Source organism: Halomicronema hongdechloris C2206, assembly GCF_002075285.3.
GTDB classification, from domain to species: Bacteria; Cyanobacteriota; Cyanobacteriia; order Phormidesmidales; family Phormidesmidaceae; genus Halomicronema_B; species Halomicronema_B hongdechloris.
The window spans coordinates 4,142,932-4,160,321 of the sequence record NZ_CP021983.2 but is presented as its reverse complement, the minus strand read 5'-3'; the positions used below and the strand labels follow the sequence as shown (position 1 = coordinate 4,160,321).

The following is a 17,390-nucleotide window of genomic DNA, read 5'->3' as shown; positions in this document are numbered from 1 at the left end:
CTAAATCCCCAAAATAGGATATGAGAAATGTTAACTCAATCCGAATTTATCGAGAGCAAGCCGGAATCTCTCAGGCAGAGCTGGGACAATATCTAGGGGTTACCCGGCAAACGATCGCCGCGTGGGAAAAGGGCGATCGGGAACCGTCTGTCGCTCAACTCACCCAAATTGCTCAGTTCTTGGACATCGCAGTCGATCTGCTACTGCCAGACACCGAGGCTGTGGCCATGCCCGAAACGGCAGGGCTGATGTTTCGGGCTGATCAGCCCTCGGCGCTCAATCCTCACCTGCGGGCGGCCCTCTCCCGAAAAGCCGAAGACTATACCTTTATTGAGCAACTGATCCACGAAATCCCCACCCTGCCAGAGATGCGCCCGCTGGCCGGGTACGATGCTCATGTCGTTGAAGAAGTCGCACGGGAGATTCGCGACTGGCTGGGCATGGGCGAAACCTGCCCCTTGGGAGATGCCCTGGCCCTATTGGAGTCGAAAGGGCTGAAGGTCATCTTGCACCCGCTGCCCAACGAGATCTCAGGGTTTTCGGCCTACACCGAAACCTCAGGTGCCGTCATCTTTATCAATGCGGTTCATCCCACGGAGCGGAAATTCTTCACTGCCCTCCACGAGCTTGCCCACCTAATTTTTCATCGTCAGGAGTATCGAGTCCCCAACGAAAAAGCAGGCGGGCGCTCTGACCCACGGGAAAAGGTAGCCAACCACTTCGCCGGGGCCGTTCTCTTGCCCGAAGATGTCATCCGCCGTGAACTGCATGGTTATCGCCGGCGCTGGCTGCCAGAACCCCTACTCGCCGATATGAAGCGACGATATGGCGTCAGCATGAGAACCGTTTTGTACCGAGCTGCTGACGTCGGCATCATCTCCCAAAAACAAAAAGAGCAGCAAATTGGCCAGCTCAATAAGAAGCATGGCCTAACCAATGAACCTGTTGATTTACCAGACTCCGAACGTTTAACTCGCCTGGAACGCATGGTCTTTCTGGCCTTGCTCCAAGAAGAAATTACGATTTCTAGAGCCGCAGAGATTTTAGGCAAGCCTTTGGTCGAGTTGCGCGACACACTGAACGACTGGTTGGAGGAACTGGAAGTTTGATTCTGCTGTCAGATGCCAATGTCCTCATAGACCTGGGCTATGTTGATGGCTTATCCGTCTTGACACAGTTGGGCACAGTCGAGGTTCTGGATGTCGTCTTTGATGAATGCTGCCACCCTCGTCAGCCGGATTTGCCGGAGGCGATCGTGACTGCTGGCATTCAAACGGTTACCGTCACCCAAGAGTGGGCGCTCCTAGCCCGCGCCTATCAAAGGGGACCACTCAGTTTTCAAGATGCCCTCTGCCTGTACTATGCCAAGACCTATCAACGGCTGTTGTTAACCAACGAAAAGCCTCTCCGAAGATCCTGTCAGAAGCAGCAAGTCCCAGTTCATGGCACCCTCTGGATTATCCAGTCCGTTTATGAGCGCCAATTAGCCAGTGCAGAACTCCTGTGTGAATGGCTCTCTATCCTCAAGCGCCACAACCGCCGATTGCCCAAAGCTGAAGTCAATATCCTTGCAAAATCAATAGGATGCTAAAACTTTAGAAGCTGACTTAAAGAAGTCAAAAAACGCCGCCCAAAGTGGCGGGCAGCCTCGGCCCCAAACCCCTTAAAGAAGCCTACAACGACGAGTGGATAGCCACTGTGCTGGCGAAGCCTATTAAACGTTGAGTTTTATGATGTAACAGAGTAGAGCATTACGTTGTATGTGGTGCCGTCGGACTCTCCCAATGCATTTGCCACCGGACGCGATCCGAACCACGCTGCGATCGCATTGACCCAAGGCCTCATCGATCTACTGCCGGATGATCAGTTAGACAGTGTGATTGCCCACGAGCTCACCCATGTACGCAACCGCGATACCCTGACCCAAGCGGTGGCGGGGACACTTTCCAGAGCAATGACTTACCTGGGGCGCATTCTGACGCTAGGGGCCCTGTACTTTCCCGTTGCCCTAGTCGGGCGACGGGGTAGCAATCCCATTGCCATTTTGTTTTTGCTGGTGGTTGGTCCCCTGGCCGCCGGTTTACTGCGCATGGCCATCTCCCGCACTCGAGAATGTGCCGCTGATGCCGGTGCCGCCGAGATTACAGGGAACCTCCTGGCCCTGGTAAAGGCGTTGGAAACCCTGGAAACCCGGGGACAGGAGGTGCCGATTCACGGCAATCCGGCCTTTGCCTCGATGTTCATCATGAATCCGCTCTCAAAAGAAGGGCTGATGACGTTGTTCATGACCCATCCTCCCACTGAAGATCGCATCAAGCGATTGCAAGAGCTGGCGGAAAAAGCCGAGTCCACTGAGGCTGCAACTAGTACCGTGAGCCCAAGCGCCTAGATTACAAAGAAGATAGCGAAATGGTGATGGCTAGGAGACAGATTAGGGTCAGAGCGCTCTTCCAAAAGATCGGCCAGAGCGCCGTGTACAAACTCCACGCCGCATCAGGAACCCCTAACACTGCGCCCAAAAGACAAAGTACTGTAGCAACTAATAGGGTTGCAAATAGGAGCTTTGCCGAAATTCCTATCCAGTGCAGCAGTTGATTCTGGCGATAAGGTTGACGCATGCTGCATCCTCCTCTTTAGAGATCTCAAACAGTAGGCTCGTAGCTGTCAAGACGTTGGATGACGTAACAGGGAAGAGAAGTCTGTTAGTCCGAGCTCTTTCCCCTGTCAGTGATATAAGCTGGCTAAATCGCATCCAGGTTCCAGGGCAGAGTTCTAGCTAGAAAGATAGTCCAGCGATTGAGCCGAACTGGGGACAGCGACCCTTGACTTAGGCGTAACTAGCAGCGTCAGACCCTGACGTCCAATAACGTGAACCAAGGCATCCGGCTCAAGACTTTGATGCAGGGTCGGATCATAGAGGCGGGCAGGCCAATCCGTGGCTTCAAAGTGAACTCGACCGGAACGCTCAGGAGTTATGGTGCGACATACGGTAGCAATGCCTACTTGTTGCCGTAATTCGATCGGATAGGGGCTATAAAGATCAAAATTAAAGGATTGCATGGTGTTAACACCTCAACTGGGGGGCAACACTCTAACTATGGCTTTTAGACTTTATACTTGCTCGTTAGAGAAAGGCCAACTTTTCCCGACTTTTCCCAACTTTTCCCAATGGCGGCTCTGATATGACTAAGCTTCGAGAGACGGAGGTAGCCTAGGTTCTGCAGCTGCAGTCGTCATAAACTACCCGGAACTATAACACGGATCCGAGTACTCTCAGCCCAAAGGTTTGGAAGCAGAATACTTACTTTGAGCTATCGAGTATCCGTTTAGACCAACAATGGGGCTGACTCCATAACCATTGACGCTCCCGGATTTTTGGCTGAATATAAGGGGTACAGGGTTAAAAGAGCACATCTACCGCGAGTCATGCAGGAAGAAATATCGCAGGATTTCCTCGTCAAATTGGCGAGGGAATATGGTTTGACGTCGCTTGAGGAAGAAGCCTTTGTCGAGACATTCTCCAGTGAAATAACCGATCAAGTCATTATTAAGAACCTAAACATTTCCCTGTCTGCCTATAAAGCGCGGATGGGGAATGTCTATGTGAAATTTAGCTTCAGGGAAGGTGGGCGGGGTAAGAAAGAGCGACTCCGCTATTTTCTCCAGGAACAATATCACCGAGAAAATCCGAACCACCCTAGTCGTTTGAGTGACATAGACACCGACGCCTTTGTGAACGAACTTAATGAGCGATTAAGGGAAAAAATTCGTAATGAGTGCAGTACCATGCGAGTGCTCGATATGACGAGCCCCTTGGAACTGTCCAGCATTTTCACGGAGATTAATGTCTTAGAGCAAGTCTCAAGGCATCGACGGTTACGGATTGATGACCTACTTCGGGATTTTCAAGCTAAAAATGACGGCAATAGCTTGGATCGCTTCGGCCTGAATCGCAGAATAGTGAAGAAGATATCCGGAATTGATTATGTGCAACAGCAAGAAAAACTACTGGTCATAGGTAAGCCAGGTGCTGGCAAAACTACATTCCTCAAGCACATAGCCATTCAGTGTAGCGAGCGTAAACTCTTTCCTGACCATTTACCCATATTTGTCGTCCTCAAAGATTTTGCGGAGAAGAATGGATCACCTAGTCTGCTAGAATACCTGATTCAGGATCATGACTCCTGGAAGGTGCATGGTTATGAAATCGAGTACCTACTCAAAGAGAGACGGGTTTTACTGCTCTTGGATGGACTAGATGAAGTACGGATAGAAGACTTACACCGAGTCAATCAGCAAATCCAAAGTTTTACTGAAAATTTTCATGGGAATCGCTTTATCTTAACCTGCCGAGTTGCGGCTCAAGAATACGTCTTTGAGCAGTTTACTGAAGTAGAAGTTGCCGATTTCAACGAGCAGCAAATCCAGGAGTTTGCCAATCACTGGTTTACCCATAAACAAACACCTGACAAGGCGGCCCGCTTCTTGGAAAAACTCCAACGAAATCCTCGGATTCAAGAGTTGGCAACGAATCCATTATTGCTAACCCTGCTATGCTTGGTTTTCGAAGAGGAGGCAGATTTTCCAGACAGTCGGGCAGAGTTATATGAAGAGGGAATTAATACACTCTTAAGGCGATGGGATGCCAGCCGTAATATTGAGCGGGGTCAGCTCTACCAAGAACTCTCTGTTGCTCGAAAAGTAGGCATGCTAAGCCACATTGCCCTGCAAGCATTTGAGCAATCAGCCATTTTCTTCAGGAAACAAACTCTTGCCGACTACATCGCCAACTATATTGTCAATCTGCCGGGCAAGCGCAATCGTAAACTCCTGCCCTATGAGATGGAACGGCAGGGAGAGATTGTCTTGAAATCTATAGAGGCACAGCATGGTTTGTTTGTAGAGCGTGCCTACGGTATTTACTCATTCTCTCACCTCAGCTTTCAAGAGTACTTTGCTGCCAAGGCGATTGCCTCTGAGTATGAGCTTGAGCGATTACAAACTGTGTTTGAGCAGGTCAGAAACAAGCAATGGAATGAGGTATTTCTGTTGGCGGTGAATACAGGGCTATTTCATTCTAAAAATGGCCTTGAGGGTATCTAGACCAAACTTGCAGAGTCGTTCAGCCTGAGCCATATTGGCGAACTCGTTGGAGCGATAGAGGTTGAGCGCGAAGTTTCGAGCGACGGCGAAGATTTGCGGCAACTGGTGCATACGAATGCGCGAAGCATCTTCTCCCTGGGTCACATCCCGGATATGATGTACCTTATTTTCAACGCCCCAATAGCCCCGAATGCGCCGAGCCAAGGATTCCGCTGATTCTAAAAACGAGGCGACATAGTAGCGGGTCTCAGTTTCTAAGTGAGGCTGCCCGCCCTTCTTGAAGTGTCGCTCACTCTCCACTCGAATGAGCGTCTTCAGCCCTGGCCAGGGCTTGATGTTATCGAGGGTGGTGCATAGGCTAACGACCCGCTTCTCCAGTCGCCCATGCCCTTTACTGACCTCGGTGTAGCTGTCCTCAGCGATAAAGTTGGCCTGAACGCTTTTGTGCAAGTTACCCTGATTGCCTTTGAGGGCACCCAAGTAATGATTGTCGGTGTCAAGGATGAGCTGACAGTTTTTTTTGGGTGCTAATCGCATCAAAGGCTATCACCACCCCCTTCAGCGCCAGTTGCTTAATGAACTCGGGCAGGGCTTTGATTTCGTTGGTCTTGTGCTCTACCTGATAGGGCTCCAGAATCAACCCCCGCTCCACCAGATAAGCACTGACCAATAGAATGGCGGGATGAGGGGGAGAGTCAGGATTGTCAGTCTCCAGTTGATACGACCCGCGTAAGACTTTGCCATCCACCGCTAAGGTTTCACCGGCTAACGGTTCAATGCCAAAGAACCGAGCCAAGGCCGCCGAATACTGTCCATAGTCTAGCTTTAGCAGCACCCGGCGAATCGTGCTGTAGGAGGGAAGACGGCCCTTGGGCGGGTTGAAGAGGTCAATCAACTCGCTGCGGTAGCTTTTGAGCCAGTCGCCAATGGCCAGAAATCCACGATTACCGGCCGTCACCGCCAGGGTGAAGAGCGCCAGGCATAAGGCCATCTGATGTCGTTTGCCAGAGGCCTGACGGACATCTGGCAGGGCAACGAAGGCTTCGAGGATCTCGATGCGCTCTACAGCAGGCTCATGCCTCGAGTCGAGGGTAGTAGGGGTAGGGGGCAGACGCATAGACGCTAGGACCATTGGGATTAGCCTGAAACTCTAGCATCTTTAGGTCCCCTTGAGAATGAAATGGCCCTGCGGTGAATATGTCTGCTCGGGCTGATGGTTTGATCAAGCTCATGCAGCAGAAAACTGATGAGATTCTATCATTTGAGCCGCGGCTCATTGAGTTTCTGACCTGGGTGAATCAGAAGGCGTCACAGATAGAGACAAAACGGCCTCAATCTTTCGTTCGAGCCTTTTATTTCATCTATTCACTCAGCCGCGAAGAGATAATTAGCCCCCTGGATTCCACGACAATCGAGCCAGAAATGGATCTAGATCGGTTGTTGCTTAATTTTCTGAGTAACCTCAAAAAACTATCCAAGACTTCAGAGTCTAGCTCTGAAGTCTTCACAGCCTGGGACAAGGTCAAGGCCGATTTACAGATCATTAATGCGACGATTCAGCTCACCTCATTTCCCAGCAAAGACTCATTCCAGACTGGCTGGCAAGAGACCATGGAAACACTACAATTGCAGTCGGATATGCAAGAGCAGTGGATGGATAATCTAGGCGCTGTAGTATCTCGACTGCAGGCACACCTTATTCGCCACCGTGATATTGGTCACGATTGGCACTTTAGTGACGCTGAGATTGAGACTTTGCAGGAATACTACAATGCCAATCAGCTATTGCTAGACTGCCTCAACGGGGATTGCTATGTCAGCCGCCAGCTGCAAAAGCAGGTTAGGAATACCCTATTTCGGGTGTAGGGGATTTCGGGGATGAGGGGCAATTTTTCAATCGCTAATTAAGGACTCACGTTGACTCGGCGACGACGGTTTTGGCGCCGCCGTAGCGATCGCAACGTGGCCTGCAAGACCGCCACATTCTGCGGCAGCCCCCCGTAGCGCCAATGGGCATAGGCCCAAAGGATGGTGGCAACCCCCTGGCCCTGCTGGGTAGGCAGGATGTGCTGTAGGCGCTGAGCGTACTCTATCGGAGTCTCGTGGGCTTGCTTAGGCCAGCCCTGATGGTGCAGCCAAACCAGCAAGCGACGATAGACAGCCTCTACGGGCGGCAGGCGTTGCCACTGCCAGTGGCGCCAGCCCCACCGCCCCACTGCCCAGGCCAGCCAGCCGAAAAAGCCCAGGCCAACTAGAGCCACAGCCCTCCACAGCAGACCAATCCAACCCTGGCCCATGGCCTGAAACCAGCCCAATGCATCGGCAATCACCTGGCCGATGTGTCTTAGCATGCCATTGAGGGCGCCTGCGACTGGGGATGGTAACCAGCCTGCCACCCATCTCCAGAACTGTTTCAGCACACTCAAGGGTTCATACTCCTTGGGGCTGGGCGGCAGCAAGGGATGGCCCGGAATCGGGTCGAAGGCGAACCAGCCATAGTCCGGGAAGTACACCTCTGTCATGGCGTAGGCATCGGTGTTGCGAACCACATAAAACCCGGTGAAGGGGTTAAATTCTCCGGGGCCAAACCCCACCACCAGCCGGGCCGGAATCCCCAGGGAGCGCAACAGCACCGTCAGGGTGGTGGAAAAATGATCGGGATAGCCGCCTTCGTAGGTGAAAAGAAAGGCCTCCACTAGATCCTGCTGTGCTCCGAAGAAGGGCAGCTCCGGTTGTAGGGTATAGCGCTGCTTCAGGGCTTGGGCTAAAAATAGAGCTTGCTCATAGGGGCTCTCAATGGGATTGGGGGCAGTGGCTAGCAGCGCCTCGGCCTGTTGCCGCACCCGTTGGCGAATGGCCGGGGGCACCTGCAAATAGTGCCGACGAATAGCCTCTGAATAGGTAGTGTCTGCTTGGCCCAAACGGGTGCGATCGCGGTCTGGCACCCGCGAGATGACGGTATAGGTCAACCCCGCCTGCAGCGGGATTGGCGAGCGCAGCCCGGCTTCGGTATCGATGGCCACCTCCCGGGTAGGAAAATACAGCTCCGAGGGTTGGTAAAGGGCTGGAATCAGGTTAGGCAGGGTGTCAACCACCGTGTAGGTCTGGATCACTTCCCGGGACTGGCCCCGGTTGAATCGAATCGGCAGCACCGTTTGATAGGACAATTGAGACCGCTCTAGGGTCTGCACCGAATCATTGCGGGAAATTTCCCACCCCTGGCCGGTGTAATGGTCAAAGGCCAAGACTCGCCAGAAGCCCTCCGCTTGCGATCGCACCCGCATCACCACCTGGGGCGTCAGGGTACCGCGCAGGTTCTGGTTCATCTGTTGATTAAAGCCATAGTAGGCGGTGTCGTCTAACTGACCGGGGCCAGTGGCCATGCCCGTGCCCTCGCCACCCTCCTCGAAGCCGCCACCGCCAGCTCCCGTGTCCTCGTCGGTGCCACGGCCGGGATTGGTATAGCCCGGATTGACAATGGCTCTGCCATCGAAGTCAGCATCGACATCGATGGTGGCACTGATGGGAAAGTTGCGAATCTGATAGCCCGGTAACCGCGGCAACACCGCAAAGATCGCCAGTCCCAGGGCTAGCGTGACCAGCAAGACACCCCCCAACCGCGGCCACGCCACCATCCGGCCCAGATCACGCCATGACCGCAAGCTCTTACCCAACCGAGACTGGTAATCCAGCACCAACACCGGCAGGGCCAGCAACCAGAAGGCCAGCAGTAACGGGGCAAAGGCTAGGGTTTGACTGATGGTGGCTGCTACTCCCAGCAGGATCAGCCCGATCACCATGGAATAGCCCAGATCCTTGCGCCGCGGCAGATCGAAGCTGTGCAGCACCAACAGTTGAATCAGCAACTCGGCCAAGACAATGCGAGTATCCCCTGGCTGGGCCAACAATCGGGTTAAGAACACCGCCAGCGCCGCTAGCATGCCAATGGCAATGCCAAACTTAACCGCTAAATTGCGCCGTCGCCGCTGGCGCCAACTCCAGTACGCCCCGATGGCACTGAGGGGAATGGCCAGGAGATTCCCAGCCGAGGTGCTGGTTACCCCCGCTGCCGCCACCGCCACCGATAGAATGCCTATGGTAACTAGGGCCTGCACCAGCACCCGCAACACCGCCGAGTCCTCCACCCGTTCGGCATGCCTCGCCCTGGGTTGGAAGCGGCCAAGAGACCGATGCACCCGTTCAGAGATCACCACTAGCCAGTGTGTAAAGGCGCCTCTATGCTAGCTCAGGTGAGATGGATGGCGAATTGCAAGGCGGTTCCGGCTAGTTCCACCTCCAGGGCATAGACTTGAGCAGACACGTCCTCCAGGGTTACCGTCACAGGTCCAGTCGAGCTGGTACTGGTGGCCCGTTGAGGAGCCTGGCCTAAACTCACCCGACCAGCGGCAGGCAGCTCCGCCTGCACCATTACCCGAGCTGCTTCGGCCTCGTAGGATGCCGTCAATCGCAATAGGCCGACGTCCGTCATCCATTGCCGGCTGACCTGGGGCTGTTGGGCCGATAGGTCTAAGATCAACGTGTCAAAGATCTGGCGCGCCGCCAGCAGGGACAAGGCCATCTGTTGCTGCGGATTGGCCTGGTCGTAGGTCAACTCTGTCGTCCCGGGGTCTGTCATCAACTGTCCTCGATAGGCAGGGGTCAATACCATCCCCGCCAAACGCTCTACCGCCTGCGGCTGCTCCGGAAACAAGGTCTCAACCACCTTAACCAGCCGCACTCCAGACTTTAGAGGCCGCTGAATCAAGGCTTGGCATCGCTGCAGCAGAGTATCCAGCAGCTCGTCCGGTAGGGGCGTCGGTAAGGATAGCGATCGCAACTGATGTAACCACAGGTAAGGTAACGGGCCAGGGGTGGTCGAGGCCAACTCAGAGGGCATGTCCACCGGGTAGTCTTGCAGCTCTTTTTCCCAGGGAAACAGGGGTGGGCGCCGCTCGATATCCAGTTGTAGTTGCCGCTTTAAAAGGGCTTGAAAACGATCTTGCACAGCAGGTATCTCTCCCAGATCCAAAATAGGGGGTTGTCCATCGGTGTCTTGTGATACCCGTGAATCCTGTTCCCATAACTCTGGAGCTTCTAGGTCCAAAGGATCCCAAGATTCATCGTGAGTGTCCTGCAACGCAATCCCTGATGGCCCATGATTTGGCTTGAGGAACACCTCATCCGACCTAGAAGATGCTGGGGCCGGCGAGTCAAGGTCCTGCAAAAGCCAAAGCAGGAACTGCTTAACGGTATCTGTGTCTCTTTTCATAGGCCAATATCCGAGTCCGGACGATTAGAGGTTACGAATTTCCCAGGCCTGTTCTAGCAGCTTAGTCCATTGTTTTTGAAATTGAGTCGGTGTTAATCCTAAGTTACGGGCAATGTCAACATCGGCATGGCCTTCCTGCTTCAGCTGCAGCAGCTTCACTTGTTTCTGGGAAATGGTGTCCTGCAGATTCTGCCACTGCTGGGGAGTCAGCCCCAGGTTACGCTCTAGGTCGGCTTCCAGCCATTCGTGCACTAGTTCCCAGTGATGCGAGAGGGCAAAGCGCAGCAGGTGATACTTAAACCGCTGCTGTAAGTAGTCCCGTTCCCGTGGAGACAATTTCAACAGGGATTCGATTTCCTGGGTGGGCAGATCTAATAGGCGCAGGGTAAAGTAGTCGGCACAGTCTTCCTGATCGCGATCTTTTAGATAGCTCAGTAGGGCCTCGACGACTCGAAGGCGCAGGGTATCTTCTGACAGTTCCTCGTCTTGAACCACCATCTGCTCCCGTAACCGCTGGGAAGATCCCATACTGCGGGAGTCCTCATTATCATTGCTGCTATATTCGGTGGCCTGTTCGATGTCGATGACCATTTCCGGGGGCTGCTGCTTGGCAAAGGTCTGGGCCCGCAAAATAATTAGCTGTTGGCTACGGCGTCCTGGCAGGGGAATGCGGCGCTTGCCATAGCGCTCACTGAAGGCCATGTATTCTGCCAGCTCCAACAGGGTGCGGGGTTGGTAGGTGTCCGGCAAGTGATATTCCCGCCGCAGGGCATTGAGGGATTCGACATAGAATCCTTGCAGGAAGTCTTCAATCAGATTGAGACGGGCCTGATAGCTAGCCTGCACCTGGGGTGGCGTGATGTATCGATAGACAATGGCGCTGAGGGTGCTGTGGAGTTCTACCCGGCCCTGACGGGATCCCAGCTGGTAGTACCCGACACATTGCTTCAGGCGATGTCGCCCCAACGTCAATGCCCAATGGCGAATATCCCCAGAAGCCTGAATACGCGAACTCTCTGAGCAGATGCGCAGGACTTCCTGGGTCATTCGCTCCGCAATGGGCCGACAATTTTTTTCGGCAGATTGCGTGGCGTTTACTAGTTCGCTGAGCAGTGTGTCAAATAAGCCTTCCACGCTCTGCAAAGCAGTACCCTGACAGCATGTGATCCTTAAAACCCTAGCATAGGTCCTCCCATTGATGGCATCTCGGTCTAGACTAGGGGCGATGTCAATGATGCTACGCTCTGGTAAAGCTACTTGCCTGGGGCTTCTGCCCCGGTAGCAAGCCCTATGTAAAGCTTTGGTGAAGTGCACTGGCACACCAACCTGCCGCAAATGAATTAGGGAACCCATGGATCTCGATCAGCAGCTACAGACCTTAATTGATGAAGCACCCGATGATGGGATGACAGCCGATGCGGTGCGTGCGATCGCACCGACCCTAAAAGCCATTGCGATGCAGCTCAAACATGGCCAGTACTATATCTTGCAGACCCTGGATCAAAATTGGGTGATGACGGCTCTGAGTAATCGCAATCAACCCGAGAATCGCAAGAATATTGTCTATGCCTACTGCACTCTCCAGGATGTCGCCTCTGGCCCCCACTCGGTCAAAGACCCCCAAGTCATGGCCCTGCCGCTGCCCGTTACCCATATCCTGTTTCAAATGCTGGCCCTGAAGCCCATCGACAGCATCATCTTCTTCGATACCCCTGGCAATGTGCGCAAGGGCATTGAGGTGCGTCGTCAGGATGTGCAATCGCTGCTGCAGACCCAACTGCAGCACCCCTCCTCGGGGCAGGTGCCCTCAGATATGGCCTGATCTCTTCGATCGCCCCTGGCGCATTGCTGCCTGGCCCGATGTCGTGCTAGATTAAGTAGCCCAGCGGGCGATTAGCACAGTGGTAGCGCGCTTCCTTCACACGGAAGAGGTCACTGGTTCGAACCCAGTATCGCCCATGCTCCTATAATCTTTAGACTTAGCCTACAGGCTGGAATAGCGGGTTTAAGTGTTGCATAGTCTTGGTCCTTTAAGCGCTGAGCTGAGCGTACGACCACATCAATGGGTTCAGCGTAGTATTGGGACCAGCATTTTCAAAATCGGAGCACTACGTTGTCCTCCGGGGGCCACAGTATCCATCACCACGAGTAAATCCAAATCACTATTAGCATGGACTTCACCACGGGCATAGCTGCCAAAGAGAAGATTGTCTCAGGGCGAAAGCGCTCAGCCACTTGATTTGCGATTTGCTGGATAGTTGCTTGAGAAAGCATGGCAAGAACTGAGACCGCGGAGAAATCCTCTCACCACTCATCCTCTCACCACTCATCCTCGTAGACTGGATATTGCTCGGGGGCTTCGCCGTGGGCGGCTAAGACTTCGCCGACAGGGCGCTGTTTTTTGGCCCGGCGCTTCTTTGCTGGCTTAGTCTTGCGGGATGCTGGCGGGGCTTCCGAGTCGGCCTCAGGGTCTATGGCTTCTAGCTGTACCTGAAATCTCCAGCAGTCGCCAAAGTCGAACAGGTATTCCATGGTGCCGCCTTCCGACAGTGGCAGACTGCCGATGAGGACTTCCACTGTGGTCGGCAAGCCCTCGTCATAGGTGAACCCAGGATGCATGACTTCCACCGTGCGGCCCGTGGGCGACTTGTAGGTGAACTGATCCAGATGATCCCGGTCAAACCCGACCGAGTTCAGAATTACCTGACTCAGATCGGCCAGGGTTGCTTCACCCGAGATCCCGATCCGTCGCCAGATGTTGCCCAAGGACACTTTGAAAATGTGTCGTCCGGGGCGGAAGGGGTAGCTGGGCACCGCTAAGTTTTGTTGCCAGTCTGGGAAATAGGGTTGCAGGATAGGCTGGAGATCGCCAAAGGGCTGGGTAGCATCCATGGCACTAGGCCACTGTAAGCCGACGGCCATGTGAGCGTTGAATAGCAGCTTCATCAGGGCATTGCCCCAATTGCAGGGCATGAGCTTTTTCAGGCGCCAGCCCTTGCCTGGGTCGGGTTTGCCGTGGGTCAGCTCAACGAAGCCAAACATCTCCATCAAGGCAATGTTATAGAAGCCGGGCCAGTAGGCGAGAATGTCCTGACGGCCATAGTCCGGGAAGGTTTGGTTGGTTTTCTGATGTAGGGTGGGCCACACTTTGAGGCAACGATCGCCCATGGTAAAAGGACCGGAGCGCTCTTCGCCCAACATTTCTGGATGACTGCGAAGGAACCAGGCTTCTAGCAGGGTAAAGTATCGCTCGGCGGGGGTCAGCTGCTGCCAGGAAGCATATACATCAGGATGCAGCCGCAGCCGCAATTGTTTACCCTTGGCCACGACCTCGGTGATGCCGGTGGCCCGCAGCAGTAAGTAGAGCCCGTGGATGTTGGGATAGGATTTTTGCTGGGGTCGCTTCAGGTCAATGGCGATGGGATGGCTCAATTGCCCATTTAGCTCTCCGAGTAGCTTCAGGGAAAGGTGTTGTAGCTTGCCGCTGACCGGTACCCCATCGGCCCCGATGAAGTCTAAGGTGGTTTGAAAGTCTTGCAGAATCGTGCCGGGGCCTGTCTCGCTGATGGTTGTATCCCGCAGTAGGGCTTGCTCTGCTTCCGTTAACGGGATGTCCTGGTTGAAACTGTCCTGCAGCAGCAGCGTGCGCAGGTCAGTGGATTGGCCGCCTGCAGCGGCTGAGGGAGGTGCTTCGATGCTGGCGTCGTCTAGATCGTCTAGATCGTCTTCCATACTAGCGATCAGCTGCTCTGCCTCAGCCGGATCGAGCTGCTCCAAGACTCCCAGGAACTGCTCTGCCAGGGCCTTTAGGTTGACTGGCTGCCCCACCTCGGGCAGCTCTAGCCCCAGCTGATCGAAGACGGCTTTCATGTCGGCGGGGGGGGTATCCATGGGGATGGGGATATCGAGCATCCCTGCCGGGGTTGACGATTGGGCTGGCAGGTTTCGGTTGTATTCGGCCTGAAAGGTCTCCAACCCTTCCTGGGTGGTCATGTCGTAACCGGCTTGCAGACCCTGCATCATGAAATTTTTGGCCATCCCTCCCCGAGCTGGGTCGAACATCCATTGGGGAAATTTATCTGCGATGGACTGCAGGTAGGCTGCGATCGCATGGGCGCTGCGCAAGCGATAGGTCTTGGCAAGAAACCGCCAGAAGGCCACCAGCTCATCAATGGCCCCATCAGTATCGCTGGGATCCAGCAGAGTCAGCTTGCGCGGCAGAATGTACTCCATCACCTCCTGGGCGTTGGCCTTGGTCATCTTAGATAAGGTAAAGCCGCCATAGAGGTAGGCCATTTCGATGAAGGTGCCAATCCAGTCTCCGCCCTCTGGAAACCGCTCTATGTGGGCTTTGCCGGTAGCTGAGTTGGCAAAGGCCTCGACGGCCTCGATAATGTAGTCCTCCAGTAAGGGCTCGGCATCGTCGTAGTCGAGACCATCAAGGCGACGGATGTCAAAGGCCATGGCGCTAGTCCTCGAAATACAACAGCAGACGCAGACGCGCAAACGGGTGACGTTGCCCCGATCTTACCGGTATTTCTGTGGCCTTGGGGTTAGCCTCTGGGGGCAATGACCACGATGGCATCATTGGAGTATTCAAAGCCCGCAATCACCCACAGTCTACAAAAACAGCTGTTTAAAATGGCGAGCCCCCCAACGGTTGCCTGGGCTGCAGGAGCCATGAACCACTAGGGGACTTAGATGTGCTCTAAACCATTGCCGTTTCCGTCCCCAGAGCTCCCGCAGGGGCCCGATGGGTCAGAATCGGGGAGATCAATTGTCTACGGGGGCCTCGGGGACAACGGCACCCGCTTTGGGAATTGCGATCGCAGGTTGGTCCAGGGTAATTTGCAGGTCGCCACTGGAGGCTCCTGGCAGGCCCACCATCGTGGCCACTCCGCCGAGGCGGGGAGCCCAGGCATTCGAGAGTCCACCCAAGATGCCTAAGACTACCACGCCAACACTGGCCATGCAGGTTAGCCGCAGACGCCGATTGAGACAGTGAAATACACCCTGTATCGTGGCTTCACAATCGCGAGAGGCTGGCGGCATTGAGGTTTGAAACCCCTGACGTAGATGCAAAAGCCGCTGGTAGAGACACTTGGCGCTCGGATCACTACTCAGCCAAGTATTGACTAGGTGCCGTTCATCAGGGCTCACTTCCCCGTCTAGATAGGCACTCAGCAATTCGAAACGGTCTCGCTTGATCACATCCAACTCCTGTATCGGCTCCCGCATAGTCTCAACCGAACGACTACGGGCGAGATGCTCACAGGTCAATGGCGAATACTGTTTAGAGGTCATATCAGGTGGGAGTCCTACCGAAACCAGATCACCTAATCGAACAAGATGGCAGCGTGAGTAGTAACTACTCAGTCAACCTCGATCTTAATCGCAACCTCAGGAAACGCGTGACCCCACAATGATTAGTTTTCTTCGCCCTGACCACTATTCCTATGAGCTATGTAAATATAACGGCTACCGGTCAGCCCAAGTCGATGCAATCCCTGATTCTAGGAAGGCTGGCTAGACGACAACCGTACACAGCGCTGTGGCGGTTGCTACAGGTGAGCATCCAGATAAGGATGCAGGTCGGTCTGGAGCCGTTGCCGGGCCCGAGCAATGCGGGACTTCACCGTCCCCAAAGATACTCCCGTGATGTCGGCAATCTCTTCGTAGGCCAACCCTTGAATCTCTCGCAACACGATGGTGGTGCGAAACACCTCAGGCAGCTCGGCGATGGATTGTTGCAGATGGTCGTAAAACTCCTGAGTCATCAGACTATCGACCGGGCTGGGCTCATCTGTGGGCAATTCCCACTCCACCTCACCGTCATGCAGTAAGCGAGGAGCATCCAACGAGAGCGCCGGGTTCACCCGTTTGCGCTTGCGCAGCTCGTCGTAGAACAGGTTGGTAGCAATGCGACTCAACCATCCCTTAAACTTCCTAGGATCGTTCAACCGTCGAATATTGCGATACACCCGAATCCAGACTTCCTGAGCCAGATCAGCGCGATCCGACCAGTCTGGGGCCAAATGATACAGCAGGCGATCGATGTGGGACTGATAACGCCGCAGTAATTCGGCAAACGCCACTCGATCAGGCCGCAGCTGCGCTTGGCACCGTTCGATCAATTCGGAATTAGACAGTTGGTCAGGAGCGGCTACTGATCCTTGAGTAGCCGGTATAGACGACCAGGACACCGTGATGGATTGACTCATAATCTTGCTTGCGGATGGGTCTCACGTACGACAGCTGCTGGCTCGCGTAAATCACTCCTCCGACCAACCCAGAACTCTGTAGAACTGGCGAAATCGTAGTCGGTTCGCTACTGTGAGTTCTACAGCAAATTCAGGGGGATCCCACCGCCTCGTGTGCCTGTCTTTTTTCTGGCACAGCTCCTTCAATATCCATCCGGCTGCATTGCCGTATATAGTGCATTCTGGTAATGAAGACTGAGGGTATACTCAGTCCGTAGGCACCCACCGCCTGGATTCTCTATGCAGTACCTGGCCAAAGTTCAACAACGGGCATTTCTAGCGAGTACAGAATTGGTGCTCTTGGCACAACAGACTGGGGAATATACCTGGGAGCGTTTGACATCTGAGCGCATCGTCGAGGCAGCAGACTTAGTGGGCTTTGAAGCCGGACACCTGGTGCTGGTAGAGCTAAACCCATTGCACCAGGTCACCGCGGTTGAGGACGCCACCCCATGGGTGCTAGCTCTGGTGGACCAGTTTTTAGCCCATGGCGTCACGCCCGATTTTTTAGCCACGGAAGTCGAGCGGGCTGAACGCTGGCGACAATCGCTGACCCTCAAGAGCCAAGAAGTCGACCGGCGTGCCCTAGAAACCGCCGCCCGCCGCGATGAAATCCAAGCCCTGGAACAAAATTTGAAGCAAGAACGGGAAGCCCTAGAGGCTCAACGAGCTGAGCTTGAAGCTCGAGAAGCCAAGTTGCAGCAAGAGTTCGCTCTGTTACAGCAGGAAACGGGAGAGACAGATTAGGTGGAGAGTGA

14 protein-coding genes, 1 tRNA gene and 2 pseudogenes are annotated in these 17,390 nt (G+C 54.3%); 8 read left to right on the top strand and 9 right to left on the bottom strand.

The window, feature by feature from the left end:
• Positions 1 to 20 precede the first annotated feature (20 nt).
• The 3 genes from XM38_RS18830 (at position 21) to XM38_RS18820 (ending at position 2,389) form a co-directional block, all read left to right on the top strand.
• Entirely contained in the window at positions 21 to 1,109 is a 1,089-nt protein-coding gene (locus tag XM38_RS18830) for an XRE family transcriptional regulator (protein ID WP_088430690.1), read from the top strand.
• A complete protein-coding gene (locus XM38_RS18825) occupies positions 1,106 to 1,591 on the top strand; it encodes a PIN domain-containing protein (RefSeq protein WP_080808270.1) in 486 nt (161 codons plus the stop codon). The genes XM38_RS18830 and XM38_RS18825 overlap by 4 nt, the downstream gene beginning before the upstream one ends.
• A gap of 171 nt (positions 1,592 to 1,762) precedes the next feature.
• Positions 1,763 to 2,389 carry a M48 family metalloprotease gene (locus XM38_RS18820; protein ID WP_256995678.1) on the top strand — a complete coding sequence of 209 codons (627 nt, stop codon included), beginning with the start codon at positions 1,763 to 1,765 and terminating at the stop codon, positions 2,387 to 2,389.
• A gap of 383 nt (positions 2,390 to 2,772) precedes the next feature.
• Here the strand turns inward: XM38_RS18820 and XM38_RS18815 are convergent, their stop codons facing one another.
• On the bottom strand, positions 2,773 to 3,060 hold the full coding sequence (locus XM38_RS18815) for an NfeD family protein (RefSeq protein ID WP_088430686.1): 288 nt from the start codon (positions 3,058 to 3,060) through the stop codon (positions 2,773 to 2,775).
• Between the two features lie 366 nt (positions 3,061 to 3,426).
• Here XM38_RS18815 and XM38_RS18810 point away from each other — a divergent pair, with 366 nt between their 5' ends.
• Positions 3,427 to 5,103: an NACHT domain-containing protein gene (locus XM38_RS18810; protein WP_088430684.1), complete on the top strand. Its 1,677-nt coding sequence runs from the start codon at positions 3,427 to 3,429 to the stop codon at positions 5,101 to 5,103.
• On the opposite strand, the pseudogene XM38_RS29125 reads toward XM38_RS18810, so the two are convergent.
• Positions 5,068 to 6,094 (bottom strand): annotated as a pseudogene (locus tag XM38_RS29125) (ISAs1 family transposase). The gene XM38_RS18810 and the pseudogene XM38_RS29125 sit on opposite strands and share 36 nt — an antisense overlap.
• Before the next feature lie 206 nt (positions 6,095 to 6,300).
• Here XM38_RS29125 and XM38_RS18800 point away from each other — a divergent pair.
• Positions 6,301 to 6,969: an NACHT C-terminal helical domain 2-containing protein gene (locus XM38_RS18800; protein WP_080808256.1), complete on the top strand. Its 669-nt coding sequence runs from the start codon at positions 6,301 to 6,303 to the stop codon at positions 6,967 to 6,969.
• Between the two features lie 38 nt (positions 6,970 to 7,007).
• Here XM38_RS18800 and XM38_RS18795 read toward each other — a convergent pair whose 3' ends face one another.
• The 3 genes from XM38_RS18795 to hetZ form a co-directional block, all read right to left on the bottom strand.
• The gene (locus XM38_RS18795; protein ID WP_449271860.1) at positions 7,008 to 9,311 is read right to left on the bottom strand and encodes a transglutaminase TgpA family protein; all 2,304 of its coding nucleotides are present in this window, start codon (positions 9,309 to 9,311) and stop codon (positions 7,008 to 7,010) included.
• A 38-nt stretch (positions 9,312 to 9,349) separates the two neighbouring features.
• Complete coding sequence (locus XM38_RS18790) at positions 9,350 to 10,108, bottom strand: PatU (protein ID WP_137455171.1); 759 nt, start codon at positions 10,106 to 10,108, stop codon at positions 9,350 to 9,352.
• A 288-nt stretch (positions 10,109 to 10,396) separates the two neighbouring features.
• On the bottom strand, positions 10,397 to 11,506 hold the full coding sequence (hetZ, locus tag XM38_RS18785; protein WP_225889359.1) for a heterocyst differentiation protein HetZ: 1,110 nt from the start codon (positions 11,504 to 11,506) through the stop codon (positions 10,397 to 10,399).
• A 217-nt stretch (positions 11,507 to 11,723) separates the two neighbouring features.
• On the opposite strand from hetZ, the gene XM38_RS18780 reads away from it, so the two are divergent.
• Positions 11,724 to 12,194 (top strand): hypothetical protein, encoded by a 471-nt coding sequence (locus tag XM38_RS18780; protein WP_080808250.1) that lies wholly within the window; start codon positions 11,724 to 11,726, stop codon positions 12,192 to 12,194.
• 65 nt (positions 12,195 to 12,259) lie between these two features.
• Positions 12,260 to 12,331, top strand: a tRNA-Val gene (locus XM38_RS18775).
• A gap of 109 nt (positions 12,332 to 12,440) precedes the next feature.
• On the opposite strand, the pseudogene XM38_RS29120 reads toward XM38_RS18775, so the two are convergent.
• From XM38_RS29120 to XM38_RS18755, 4 genes and pseudogenes are all read right to left on the bottom strand, one after another.
• Positions 12,441 to 12,566, bottom strand: a pseudogene (locus XM38_RS29120) (nucleotidyltransferase domain-containing protein); the annotation flags it as partial.
• Between the two features lie 125 nt (positions 12,567 to 12,691).
• A complete protein-coding gene (locus XM38_RS18765; protein ID WP_080808244.1) occupies positions 12,692 to 14,836 on the bottom strand; it encodes an IS1096 element passenger TnpR family protein in 2,145 nt (714 codons plus the stop codon).
• Positions 14,837 to 15,145: 309 nt separating this feature from the next.
• Complete coding sequence (locus XM38_RS18760) at positions 15,146 to 15,676, bottom strand: anti-sigma factor family protein (protein ID WP_088430683.1); 531 nt, start codon at positions 15,674 to 15,676, stop codon at positions 15,146 to 15,148.
• Positions 15,677 to 15,933: 257 nt separating this feature from the next.
• Positions 15,934 to 16,593, bottom strand: a complete 660-nt coding sequence (locus tag XM38_RS18755; protein ID WP_088430681.1) for a sigma-70 family RNA polymerase sigma factor — start codon at positions 16,591 to 16,593, stop codon at positions 15,934 to 15,936.
• A gap of 279 nt (positions 16,594 to 16,872) precedes the next feature.
• Here XM38_RS18755 and XM38_RS18750 point away from each other — a divergent pair, with 279 nt between their 5' ends.
• Positions 16,873 to 17,379 carry a hypothetical protein gene (locus XM38_RS18750; protein WP_080808235.1) on the top strand — a complete coding sequence of 169 codons (507 nt, stop codon included), beginning with the start codon at positions 16,873 to 16,875 and terminating at the stop codon, positions 17,377 to 17,379.
• Positions 17,380 to 17,390 lie beyond the last annotated feature (11 nt).

Bases quoted from the DNA above. Each gene is read 5' to 3' on its own strand.
- XM38_RS18815 (WP_088430686.1), bottom strand. From the start codon at position 3,060: ATGCAATCCTTTAATTTTGATCTTTATAGCCCCTATCCGATCGAATTA.
- XM38_RS18765 (WP_080808244.1), bottom strand. From the start codon at position 14,836: ATGGCCTTTGACATCCGTCGCCTTGATGGTCTCGACTACGACGATGCC.
- XM38_RS18810 (WP_088430684.1), top strand. From the start codon at position 3,427: ATGCAGGAAGAAATATCGCAGGATTTCCTCGTCAAATTGGCGAGGGAA.
- XM38_RS18780 (WP_080808250.1), top strand. From the start codon at position 11,724: ATGGATCTCGATCAGCAGCTACAGACCTTAATTGATGAAGCACCCGAT.
- XM38_RS18800 (WP_080808256.1), top strand. From the start codon at position 6,301: ATGTCTGCTCGGGCTGATGGTTTGATCAAGCTCATGCAGCAGAAAACT.
- XM38_RS18755 (WP_088430681.1), bottom strand. From the start codon at position 16,593: ATGAGTCAATCCATCACGGTGTCCTGGTCGTCTATACCGGCTACTCAA.
- XM38_RS18750 (WP_080808235.1), top strand. From the start codon at position 16,873: ATGCAGTACCTGGCCAAAGTTCAACAACGGGCATTTCTAGCGAGTACA.
- XM38_RS18830 (WP_088430690.1), top strand. From the start codon at position 21: ATGAGAAATGTTAACTCAATCCGAATTTATCGAGAGCAAGCCGGAATC.
- XM38_RS18760 (WP_088430683.1), bottom strand. From the start codon at position 15,676: ATGACCTCTAAACAGTATTCGCCATTGACCTGTGAGCATCTCGCCCGT.